The organism is Enterococcus cecorum DSM 20682 = ATCC 43198, from assembly GCF_000407565.1.
Classification (GTDB): Bacteria; Bacillota; Bacilli; order Lactobacillales; family Enterococcaceae; genus Enterococcus_E; species Enterococcus_E cecorum.
Map to the genome: position 1 here is coordinate 911,093 of NZ_ASWI01000003.1, position 12,415 is coordinate 923,507.

The following is a 12,415-nucleotide window of genomic DNA, read 5'->3' on the forward strand; positions in this document are numbered from 1 at the left end:
TCTCGATATCGATGTCAAAAGGAAGATTTTATATCTTTAAATTTTGGGTGGTACCACGATTTCGTTCGTCCCTATGCTGAATTAGCATAGGGACTTTTTTTTAGGACGTGAAACAGCTGGTCAGACATGAAGAAATTCGTGTGCTTACCTACCGCTGAGAAAATCGGATGAAAGGAGATTTTCTCAAGCGGGAGGGCGAATTTCACAATGTCTAGCTGTTGAACGCCGATGATTAAGGATGTGAGCCGGCGAACACAGATTAAACATGGATGTGAAGCGACTTGATTGGTCCACTGAATTATTTTTTTTAGATGATTTTTAATAATTAAAAGGGGAGACAAGATAAATGAAATTGAAAGAAACACTCCATCTTGGAAAAACTGGTTTTCCAATGCGTGGGAACTTGCCAAACCGTGAAGGTGAATGGCAAAAGGAATGGGACGAAAAAGATTTATATGGTCAACGTCAAAAATTAAATGAAGGTAAACCAAGTTTTGTTCTACACGATGGTCCTCCATATGCGAACGGGAACATCCATTTAGGACATTCTTTAAATAAAATTAGTAAAGATATCATTATCCGCAGCAAGTCTATGTCTGGCTTCCGTGCACCTTATGTACCTGGTTGGGATACGCACGGTCTACCAATCGAACAAGTTTTAGCCAAACAAGGTGTTAAACGTAAGGAAATGGATATCGTTGAATACCGCAAACTTTGTCATGATTACGCGTTATCTCAAGTAGATAAACAACGTGCCGACTTCAAGCGCTTAGGTGTTTCTGGTGATTGGGAACATCCATATGTCACTTTAACACCTGATTATGAAGCAGCTCAAATTCGTGTATTTGGTAAGATGGCTGAAAAAGGCTATATCTACAAAGGTTTGAAACCAATTTACTGGTCACCATCAAGTGAATCTTCACTAGCTGAAGCCGAAATCGAATATCATGATGTAAAATCACCATCTATTTACGTTGCTTTCAAAGTGGTAGATGGAAAAGATTTATTAGATACGGATACTTCATTCATTATCTGGACAACTACGCCATGGACCTTGCCTGCTAACTTGGGTATCTCTGCTAATCCTGATTTTGACTATGTGCAAATCAAAGCAGATGGTCGCAAATTTGTCGTTGCGAAAGACCTATTAGAAACTGTATCTAAAGAAATTGGTTGGGAAAATGTTGAAGTCTTACAAGAATTCAAAGGGGAAGTCCTTGATTTAATGACGGCACAACATCCTTTCTATGATCGTACTTCATTATTAATGTTAGGTGATCATGTTACTTTAGATGCCGGTACTGGTTTAGTTCATACCGCTCCAGGACACGGGGAAGAAGACTACATCGTTGGTAAGAAATATGGTTTAGATGTGCTTTCTCCATTAGATAGCCGTGGTTGCTATACAGCTGAAGCACCTGGTTTTGAAGGAATGTTCTATGACAAAGCCAATCCAGTTGTAACCAAGATGCTTGAAGAAAATGGTTCTTTATTAAAACTTGATTTCTTCACCCATAGCTACCCACATGACTGGCGTACAAAGAAACCTGTTATTTATCGTGCAACGCCGCAATGGTTTGCTTCAATTGATAAATTCCGTCAAGATATCCTTGATGAAGTCGAAAAAGTAGACTGGATTATCCCATGGGGTAAAACTCGTCTGTATAACATGATTCGTGACCGTGGTGACTGGGTAATCTCTCGTCAACGTGCTTGGGGTGTGCCATTACCTGTATTCTATGCAGAAAATGGAGAAGCAATCCTAACGCACGAAACGATTGAACATGTTGCTGAATTATTTGCTGAATATGGTTCAAATGTTTGGTTTGAACGTGAAGCTAAAGATTTATTACCAGAAGGCTTTACACATCCAGGTTCACCAAATGGTATCTTCACAAAAGAAACAGATATCATGGACGTATGGTTTGACTCTGGTTCTTCACATGAAGGTGTGTTACGTAATCGTCCTGAATTGAAATTCCCAGCTGATATGTACTTAGAAGGTTCTGACCAATACCGTGGTTGGTTCAACTCAAGTATTACAACAAGTGTGGCTATCAATGGGGTTGCACCTTATAAAGCAGTCTTATCTCAAGGATTTACTTTAGATGGTGAAGGCCGCAAGATGAGTAAATCATTAGGAAATACGATTGTTCCTGAAACAGTTATTAAACAAATGGGTGCTGATATCTTACGTCTATGGGTAAGTAGTGTGGACTATGAAGCCGATGTACGTGTGTCGATGGATATCTTAGCACAAGTATCTGAAGTTTATCGTAAAATTCGTAACACCATGCGTTTCTTATTAGCGAATACGACTGACTTTGATCCAAAATCAAATCGTGTGGCTTATGAAGATTTACGCTCTGTAGATAAATACATGATGGTTCGTTTAAATCAAACCATCGAACAAATCAGAAAAGAAGGTTATGACAAATACAACTTCTTACACATCTATCGTACAGTTGTGAACTTCTTAACCGTTGACCTTTCTTCATTCTACTTAGATTTTGCCAAAGATGTGGTCTATATCGAAGCGGCTGATAATCATGAACGTCGCTGCATGCAAACTGTTTTCTATGATATTGCTGTGGCCTTGACGAAATTATTAACGCCAATTATCCCACATACGGCTGAAGAAATCTGGAGCTACCTAGAAGAAGAGGAAGAATATGTACAATTAGCTGAATTCCCTGAAGTTGAAACTTTTGCGAATCAAGAAGAATTACTTGATATGTGGAAAGCCTTCATGGACTTTAGAGATGATGTATTGAAAGCATTAGAAGTTGCGCGTAATGAAAAATTAATTGGTAAATCAATGGAAGCGAAAGTAACGGTTTATCCAAATGAACAAGTTCGTGCTTTATTAACTGCTTTAAATACAAACTTACCACAGTTATTAATCATTTCACCAGACTTCTTTACTGTAAGTGAAGAAGGTCCAGCAAGTGCGCCTGAAGCTGCTCAAAAATTTGAAGATGTTGCTATCTTAGTGGAACGTGCAGAAGGTCATGTATGTGATCGTTGTCGTCAAGTCAAAGCTAAATTAAGTGACCATGAACACCTAGAACATGTATGTGAACACTGTGCAGAAGTGATTGAATCAGAATTTCCTGAAGAAGCAAAAGTGGGCTTTGAATAAAAGATCATAACAAATTTTTTAGAGGAAATCGCCGACCAGTCGATGAAAGCTGGTAGGTGCTTTCCTCTTTTTTTGTAAGAATGTGAATGAACACCGAGTATTTTTGGTACATTTATAGTCTATTGATAACGATTCTCAATGAAAACAGTGAAAAATATATTGGAATTTTCTAAAAATTTATGTAATATTAAAAATATTCTTAAAGAAAATCATTGAAAATGAATAATAAATGAGAAAGTTGATTGTTGGTAGGTTTAGATGAAAAAAGGAAGGTGTAATCAATGACGACAGCTGAAAAATCAAAATTAATGTATGATCCTTCATTTGAAAAAGATGCTTGTGGGATGGGATTTATCGCGCAAAAAGATGGCAAAGCAAGTCACCAACTAGTCGACTATGCATTAACCATGTTAGAAAGAATGAATCACCGTGGGGGAACTGGTGCGGAGCCTGATACGGGTGATGGGGCAGGGATTTTAATGGCCATGCCTGATAGTTTCTTCCAGAAAAAAACGCAAGAAGTAGGCGTACAATTACCACCAAAAGATGATTATGCGGTGGCCATGCTATTTTTACCAAAAGAAGCCGAGCAAAAAGCAACTTTACAACAGGCGATTGTCAATGATATTGAACAAGCAGGATATCATGTCTTATGGCAAAGAGATGTCCCATATGCATTTTCAAACTGTGGACCTGGTGCCCAAAAAGTGATGCCAAGTTTTGTCCAAATTTTTATTGAAAAACCAGTGGATACGAAGGCAGGACGAGCATTTGAAGATCAATTATTCTTGCTTCGTCGCAAATTAGAAAAAACGTATCTAGCAAGTGATTTGACGATTTGTACGTTATCGAGTCAGACAATTTGTTATAAGGGGATGCTGCATGCTTATCAAGTGCGTCTATTCTATCTAGATTTACAAGATGAAGCGATGGAAACAAGTATTGCCTTAACCCACTCGCGCTTTTCAACCAATACTTTCCCTAGTTGGAATCGTGCGCAACCTTTCCGCTTTTTAGCCCACAATGGTGAAATTAATACCTTACGTGGTGCGGAAAACTGGATGCACTCTCATCAGATTGAAGTCTATGATGAAGAAAACTCTGACTCTGCGAAATTAGAAAACTGTATGGAATACCTTTATCGCAATGGTCGTGATATGGCGCATGCGTTAATGATGATGGTCCCTGAGGCGTGGTCTAAAGAAGCCAATCTATCTGCCAGCCAAACAGCTTTCAATGAATATAATGCAAGTTTTATGGCGCCATGGGATGGACCGGCTGCTTTATGTTTCACTGATGGTCAATTAGTAGGGGCTGCCCTTGATCGTAATGGATTGCGACCTTCACGATATTCGATTACCAAAGATGGGTTAGTGGTTGTAGCTTCTGAATCTGGTGTAGTTGACCTTGAGCCAAGTACCGTGATTGAAAAAGGTGTATTAGGACCAGCCAATTTCTTCTTAGTGGATACCAAAACTGGTAAAATCATGCATTCAGCAGAAGTCAAAGCCCATTATGCGAGCCAACATCCGTATGAAAAATGGATTGCGAAAAATACGTTAACTTTAGACAAAATTGCTCCCGTTAAACAAACTGCGACAAGCTATAGTGAACGTGACATGCAACAAATGTGGAAAGTCTTTGGATACACCGATGAAATGATTCGTACCGTGATTATTCCAATGGCTAAAGACGGGCAAGAACCGGTTATTTCTATGGGATTTGACTCTCCATTAGCGGTATTAAGTAAGAATCCACAGTCTTTATTTACGTACTTTAAGCAACAATTCGCGCAGGTCACCAATCCACCAATTGATGCGATTCGTGAAAAGATGGTCATTGGTACAGAGTTATTCTTAGGTCGCGATGTGGATGTTAAGGCTGATATTGAGAAGAACTGTACGAAATTAAAAGTGGATTCACCGGTGATTTCAACTGAAGATTTCTTAAAGATTCAATCTTTAAAACAAAAAAATCATCGTGCTGTTACTTTATCGACACTCTATGATTATGAACCAGATAAACGTCATACACTCGAAAAAGCGTTAGAACAATTATGTCGAGAAAGTGAACGTGCCATCGACCAAGGCGCAACGATTTTGATTTTATCTGATCGTGATTATCAAAAAGGAAAACTTGCGATGCCGATTCTCTTAGCGGTTTCTGGTTTGCATAATTTCTTAGTCCGTCAAGGCAAGGCGGCTTTGGCTTCGATTGTTGTAGATACAGCTGAGGTCTGCGAAGTGCATCATTATGCGATGTTGGTAGGCTATGGTGCAGGGGCGATTCATCCTTATGGGGCTTATCGTACTTTAGCGCATCTTGAATTGACCGACAAACTAGAAAATTACCGTCATGCGTGTGAAAAAGGCATTATCAAAGTGATGTCGCGGATGGGGATTTCGACGATTGCGGGTTATCATGGGGCACAACTATTTGAAGCAGTTGGGCTAAGTGAGAAAGTTGTGAATGAATACTTTACTGGTACGCAAACTCGAATTAGCGGTTTAAGTTTAGAGCAAATTGAAGAAGAATATGCTAAACGCTATGAGCTTGCCTATGGTCCTAAAGCCAATGATTACTTGCCATCTGGCGGTAGTTTCCAATACAAATCAGACGGTGAACATCATTTATACAATCCTAGAACAATTTATAATTTCCAAAAAGCAGTACGTGCCGGCGATTATGAATTATTTAAAGAATATGTGGCGCAGATGGAAGCAGAAATGGCGGAAAATCCTACCACCATTCGCTCACAATGGGAATTTAAAAAGACTCGTCCAAGTATTTCACTTGATGAAGTCGAGCCAGCTGAACGCATTGTCAAACGTTTTAAAGTTGGGGCGATGTCTTATGGTTCTTTGAGTGAAGAAGCGCATAAATGTTTAGCTGAAGCGATGAACCGTATTGGCGGAAAATCTAATAGCGGGGAAGGTGGCGAAAATCGCAATCGTTTCAAAGTGCAAGCAGACGGGCGTAACTTCAATAGCCGCATCAAACAAGTGGCTTCTGGTCGTTTTGGGGTCAATGCAGAATACTTGATGAGTGCCGATGAAATTCAAATCAAGATGGCACAAGGGGCAAAACCAGGTGAAGGCGGTCAGTTGCCAGCGAAGAAAGTCTTCCCTTGGGTAGCGGAAATTCGTGGGTCAACGCCAGGGGTTATGTTGATTTCACCACCACCACATCATGATATCTATTCTATCGAGGACTTGGCACAGTTAATTTATGACTTAAAGACGATTAATCCATATGCCAAAATCAATGTGAAGCTAGTTTCTAGTACAGGTGTGGGTACGATTGCGACCGGTGTGGTCAAAGCAGGTGCCGATGTCGTCGTGATTTCTGGTTATGATGGTGGTACCGGGGCTTCTCCGAGAAACTCTGTACGTGATGCTGGTCTACCATGGGAAATGGGATTAGCTGAAGCCCATCAAACCTTATCTATGAACCATTTACGTCAACGCATGACCTTAGAAACAGATGGTAAATTGATGACGGGTCGCGATATTGCGATTGCGGCGTTACTAGGTGCAGAGGAATTTAGTTTTGCCTCATTAGCTTTGGTCTCTATCGGCTGTGTCATGATGCGTGTATGTAGCTTAAATACTTGTCCAGTCGGGGTAGCCACACAAAATCCAGCCTTACGTAAATTCTTTGCCGGTAAGCCTGAACACGTCATTAATATGATGATGTTCTTAGCAGAAAATCTACGTGAAGTGATGGCTGAATTAGGCTTTAAGACAGTCGATGAAATGGTTGGTCACGGGGAAAACTTACAAGCACGCTTTGTTGCAAAAGGAAAGGCAAAATCATTAGACCATTCACGTATGATTGGCCATGAAATCGGAATTGAACGTAAAGTTGTTGATCCATTCTATGAAAAACGTCAATGGAAAGATTTAGATAGCTTTGCCAAAGGAGCGATTGAAGCCAAACAAGCTGTTACCGTTAGTCAAAGCATCAACAATGTCAATCGTAGTGTCGGTACACGGATGGCTGGTTGGATTGCGGAACGATTTGGAAATTATGAGGTTGATCATGGTCTAATCAAATATGTATATACAGGTATTGCCGGTCAAAGTTTTGGGGCTTTCTTAACCCAAGGAATGGAATTAAAACTAATCGGTGAGGCCAATGACTATGTAGCGAAAGGTCTAAGTGGTGGGCGTATGATTATTGTGCCACCAAAAGACGCGGCTTATGATATCGAACATTCACCAATCGTTGGGAATGTTGCCTGCTTTGGTGCTAACCGCGGGGAAGCTTTCTTTAGAGGATTAGCTGGTGAGCGTTTCTGTGTTAGAAATAGCGGGGCTCATGTCGTGGTAGAAGGCTGTGGTGACCATGGTTGTGAATACATGACAGGTGGCGTTGCGGTCATCTTAGGTAAGACTGGTCGAAACTTTGGTGCTGGGATGTCTGGTGGGGTGGCTTATGTCTATGATCCAGAGCAAACCTTTAGCCAACGCTGTAATTTGGAAATGGTTGATTTATATCCAGTCGGCCAAACAACTGGCGATGAAGTCTTAAAAGAATTAATCGAAAAACATCTAATGTATACAGATTCCGTAAAAGCGGCTGAAATCTTGAGTGACTGGGAGAATCAGCAACAATTCTTTGTCAAAGTTTATCCACATGAATATCATCGAATGGTAGATGCGACACAAGAATTGGCACAAACTGGTTTAACAGGCGAAGAATTAGCCAACCAAGCATTTGAAAAAGTCGTGGGACCGCAATTAAGCATCCCACAAGCACAAGGAAAGGGGTAAGAATGTTATGGCAGATCCATTTGGTTTTTTAAAACATGCAAGAAAAGAAAATCCATATCGCAAAGTAGACGAGCGAATTAAAGATTGGCGCGAATTACAGATTCCCCTTTCAGTTGAAGAACGTCAAGAACAAGCTTCTCGTTGTATGAATTGTGGGATTCCGTTTTGTCACACTGGGACCTTTTATGGTGGCAAGCGCGCGGTGTCAGGTTGTCCCAATGATAATTTAATCCCTGAGTGGAATGATTTGGTTTATCAAGGTCGCTTCAAAGCTGCTTTCGAACGCTTAGCACGCACCAATCCATTACCAGAAATGACGGGTCGTGTGTGTCCAGCACCTTGTGAAAAAGCTTGTACCGAGTCTTTAAATGGTTCAGGTGTTACGATCCATGATAATGAACGCTTTATTATTGACGCTGCCTTTGAAAATGGTTGGGTGAAAGAATCCGGTCAGCCAGCACAAAGAACGGGCTTTAAAGTAGCGATTGTCGGTAGTGGCCCGGCTGGTTTAAGTGCGGCATGGCGCTTGAATCAATTAGGCCATGAAGTCACCGTTTTTGAACGCAGTGATCGCTTTGGTGGTTTATTGATGTATGGTATTCCAAACATGAAGCTAGATAAAGAAATCGTACAACGCCGCATTGATTTAATGGCGGAATTGGGCATTCATTTTGTGGCGAATACTGAAATTGGTCGTGATATTACGGCTGAAGAGTTACAGCGTGATTTTGATCGTGTCATTATTGCCGCTGGTGCAAGTGTGCCACGTGATTTGAAAGTCCCTGGTCGTGAATTAAATGGTGTAAAATTTGCCGTTGATTACTTAACTGAAGCGACAAAAGATGTCTTAAAGCATGGTAAAGAAGCGACGAGTCGTAAATTAGAAGGAAAGCATGTGATTGTCATTGGTGGTGGCGATACGGGAAATGACTGTATCGGTTCAGCCATTCGTCAAGGTGCAGCTTCTGTTAAACAATTAGAAATCACGCCACAACTTCCATTAGAACGTCAAAGCGATAACCCATGGCCAGAATATCCGATGATTAATCGTGTCGGCTATGGTCAAGAAGAAGCATTGACTGTTTTTGAAAAGGAACAATTGACTTACTATAGCACTTCAACTACTGGGTTTATTGGAGCAGAACGCGGGCAACTAATCGGGATTGAAACAGTGAAAGTGGACCAAAAATTCCAACCAATTCCAGGAACAGAACAAGTGATGAAAGCTGATTTAGTTTTATTGGCGATGGGATTTTTAGGTGCGGAAAATATTCTGTTAGAAAGTTTTGGTGTCAAAGAGGTCTATGATGATTCGACAACCAATAATGAACGTGTTTTGGTTGCCGGAGATGCTAAACGTGGCCCAAGTTTAGTTATTTGGGGCATTCGTGAAGGACGTCTAGCTGCTGAAAAAGTAGACCAAGCTTTACGTGCTTTAACTTACCAAGCATAAAAAATAAGCCGTTGGATGATTCCAGCGGCTTTTTTGTACGTTTATTTGGCTAATGGGGTCAATTGCCAGTTACCATCTAAATAGACGGCTAGTTGATTCACGCCATGCTTTTCAAGTAAGTGCGACATGTCTACAAATAATAAGCGATAATCACTTGCTACATGGGCATCCGAACCAAGTGTAAAGAGTTGACCACCAAGCGAGCGATAAAGTGGGATAATGTAGTCATACAGCGCTTTGTTTTGATATTTTCCATAGCTTTTAGCATTTAACTCTAGGGCCATTTCTTTTTCAATGATGAGTTGTAAGATGCGTGTTAATTGTTTTTCGTAATGTTCTCCTAATTCTTCAGGAGTAAAGGCTAAGCGGCGTAAACCATATTCAAAATGCGTTAAAATCTGTGCACCGCTAAAGCTTTTTAGTACGTGTTCCATTTGATTAAAATACTCAGATGCCACTTCAAATTTGTCTTTGGAGAGCACGACATCATCCATATAATCGAATTGTCCATTTTGGTGAATGCTCAATAGCTTTAAATCATAAGGATGACTGGCAAGGTAATCTTGAATTTGACGCTCTTGACCAGGCACGACGCCTAGTTCGATGCCTTTTAATAGACGTGTGGGATATTTGTCGGCCAATTCGTGATGTTTTTGCACAAGTTTTTCATAGTCCGGAATATCATCTTGATACTGACTACATGGATTTTTTATGTCTAAATGATCCGTTGCAACAAATATTTCAGGCTGATACGCAAGATAATTCTCGAATTGCTCTTCAGAATCAAAAGACAAGAACGTATGTAAATGTTGATCGTAATATTGCATGAAACCACTCCTTTTTATTGGTAGGTATATTATAGAATTAGATATATATTTTGAAAAGTAAAAAGAAGTCAATTTTTTAAAGACATTTTTTGTTGATTATGTTACTATCCATGTAAGGAAGTGATTTGAATGGAGAAAGCAAAAGAATCAATTACAATGAAAGATGTGGCTCAGTTAGCAGGTGTGAGTGTTGGAACAGTTTCTCGCGTGATAAATAATGAAAGTGGTATCAAACAGTCTACTTTGAATAAAGTGGAAGCTGCGATAAAAGAATTAAATTATATTCCAAATGCTTATGCTAGAGGGATGAAGAAAAATCAAACATCAACAATTGGTTTGATAGTTCCCACGATTTGGCATCCATTTTTTAGTGAATTCGCACAATACATCGAACAATTGTTAGCAAGCAAAGGATATAAAACACTTTTATGTAATATTGGTCAGTATAATTCAGAAGTGGAAATTATCCAAATGTTAGAGCAAAATAAAGTTGATGGCATTATTGCGATTACTTATAGTCCAATTGAAGAATATTTATCGACCAATGTACCTTTTGTAAGTATTGACCGTATATATACAGATAAAAATATTGCTTGTATTTCAGCAGATAATGCGCTAGGTGCGACAATTGCAGCAGAAAAGCTAATCGAAAAAGGAGGCACTCATTTTGCTTTTGTGGGAAGTCATAACAAAACCATCAATGAGACGAAAAAACGCCGACAATATTTTGAAAAAACAATATTAAATGCAGGACTACCATTTGTTGCTTTTGATTTAGAAGAACCACTTACTGATTTTAAAGGAAAGCTACATCAATTTCTATTAGAAAATCCATTCATTGATGCAATATTTGCAATTAATGACTTTACGGCATTAGATGTGATAGAAGAATTGAAGTTAATTGGAAAAAGCGTACCAGAAGATGTTCAAGTGATAGGGTTTGATGGGATTAGAATGGCTGTGGAACGAAACACACCAGTTACGACTATCCGTCAACCGTTGGAATTAATGGCCCAAAAAGCTGTTGAGTTGATTGTACAGAAAATTGCGGGAGAGTCGCCAGAAAAGTTACAGTTTATCTTGCCAGTAAACTATATAGAGGGGCCAACTACAAAAAATTAAAAAAATCTATTGACAGGAAGCGTTACCAATGTTAGTATCAAGTTGTCAAAAATGATTTTTTTATTTAGCAAAATTTGAAACGTTTCAAAAAAGTTAGAGAGGTTACGCGCGACTCTCTTTACTTTTAAAACAAAAAATGAAACGTTTCAAAAAAGGAGGAAATTATGAATAAAGTATCAGCGAATAAGAGTGATTCATTCCTTCAAAAGGTGAAAAAACAGAAATTATTACTTGTAATGTTAGTGCCTGGGTTAGTATTAACTTTTATTTTTAAGTATATTCCGATGTACGGTGTGCTCATTGCTTTTAAAGATTACAATCCATTACGAGGAATTTTGGATAGTCCGTGGATTGGTTTTACTGAATTTGAGAAGTTTTTGTCTTCACCTAATTTTATGAATTTATTGATGAATACTCTAAAATTAAGTGTTTATGGCTTGCTACTCGGCTTTTTGCCACCGATTATTTTAGCCATTATGTTGAATCAATTATTGAGTGAAAAAGCAAAGAAACGGATTCAATTAGTATTATATGCACCGAATTTTATTTCAGTGGTTGTCATTGTTGGGATGATTTTCTTGTTCTTCTCAGTAGACGGACCAGTGAATCATATCCTTGGTTTCTTTGGGATAAAAGCGAGTTTCTTAACTGATCCTGATTGGTTCCGTCCATTATACATCTTTAGTGGGATTTGGCAAGGAATGGGTTGGGCTTCGACATTGTATACCGCGACTTTAGTAAATGTGGATACCTCATTAGTTGAAGCAGCAAAATTAGACGGTGCGAATATTTTTCAACGTATTTGGCACATTGACATTCCAACCTTAAAACCAATTATGGTGATTCAGTTTATTTTAGCAGCTGGTGGCATTATGAGTGTTGGATATGAAAAAGCTTATTTGATGCAAACTTCACTCAACCTTACTTCATCTGAAATTATTTCGACTTATGTTTATAAAGTGGGGCTAGTCTCTGGTGATTATTCTTATTCTACAGCAGTTGGCTTGTTTAATACGGTGATTAATGTAATCTTACTTGTTGCGGTGAATAAACTAGTTTCTAAAGTTAATGATGGTCAAGGATTATAGGAGGGAAA

Annotated in this window: 6 protein-coding genes; 5 read left to right on the top strand and 1 reads right to left on the bottom strand. The window is 39.2% G+C overall.

Annotated features, from left to right (window positions below; genetic code table 11):
* Positions 1–346: 346 nt before the first annotated feature.
* The 3 genes from ileS to I567_RS05210 all read left to right on the top strand — a co-directional run bounded on the left by ileS (position 347) and on the right by I567_RS05210 (position 9,370).
* Entirely contained in the window at positions 347–3,142 is a 2,796-nt protein-coding gene (ileS, locus tag I567_RS05200; RefSeq protein ID WP_016251203.1) for an isoleucine--tRNA ligase, read from the top strand.
* A 281-nt stretch (positions 3,143–3,423) separates the two neighbouring features.
* The gene (gene gltB, locus I567_RS05205) at positions 3,424–7,917 is read left to right on the top strand and encodes a glutamate synthase large subunit (RefSeq protein ID WP_016251204.1); all 4,494 of its coding nucleotides are present in this window, start codon (positions 3,424–3,426) and stop codon (positions 7,915–7,917) included.
* A 7-nt stretch (positions 7,918–7,924) separates the two neighbouring features.
* A complete protein-coding gene (locus tag I567_RS05210; protein WP_016251205.1) occupies positions 7,925–9,370 on the top strand; it encodes a glutamate synthase subunit beta in 1,446 nt (481 codons plus the stop codon).
* Between the two features lie 41 nt (positions 9,371–9,411).
* On the opposite strand, the gene I567_RS05215 is transcribed toward I567_RS05210, so the two are convergent.
* Complete coding sequence (locus tag I567_RS05215) at positions 9,412–10,197, bottom strand: PHP domain-containing protein (RefSeq protein WP_016251206.1); 786 nt, start codon at positions 10,195–10,197, stop codon at positions 9,412–9,414.
* A 129-nt stretch (positions 10,198–10,326) separates the two neighbouring features.
* Here I567_RS05215 and I567_RS05220 point away from each other — a divergent pair, with 129 nt between their 5' ends.
* Positions 10,327–11,319 (top strand): LacI family DNA-binding transcriptional regulator, encoded by a 993-nt coding sequence (locus I567_RS05220; RefSeq protein WP_016251207.1) that lies wholly within the window; start codon positions 10,327–10,329, stop codon positions 11,317–11,319.
* A gap of 164 nt (positions 11,320–11,483) precedes the next feature.
* Complete coding sequence (locus I567_RS05225; RefSeq protein ID WP_016251208.1) at positions 11,484–12,407, top strand: ABC transporter permease; 924 nt, start codon at positions 11,484–11,486, stop codon at positions 12,405–12,407.
* Positions 12,408–12,415 lie beyond the last annotated feature (8 nt).

Coding starts and splice junctions, on each gene's coding strand:
- ileS (WP_016251203.1), top strand. CDS start 347: ATGAAATTGAAAGAAACACTCCATCTTGGAAAAACTGGTTTTCCAATG.
- gltB (WP_016251204.1), top strand. CDS start 3,424: ATGACGACAGCTGAAAAATCAAAATTAATGTATGATCCTTCATTTGAA.
- I567_RS05210 (WP_016251205.1), top strand. CDS start 7,925: ATGGCAGATCCATTTGGTTTTTTAAAACATGCAAGAAAAGAAAATCCA.
- I567_RS05215 (WP_016251206.1), bottom strand. CDS start 10,197: ATGCAATATTACGATCAACATTTACATACGTTCTTGTCTTTTGATTCT.
- I567_RS05220 (WP_016251207.1), top strand. CDS start 10,327: ATGGAGAAAGCAAAAGAATCAATTACAATGAAAGATGTGGCTCAGTTA.
- I567_RS05225 (WP_016251208.1), top strand. CDS start 11,484: ATGAATAAAGTATCAGCGAATAAGAGTGATTCATTCCTTCAAAAGGTG.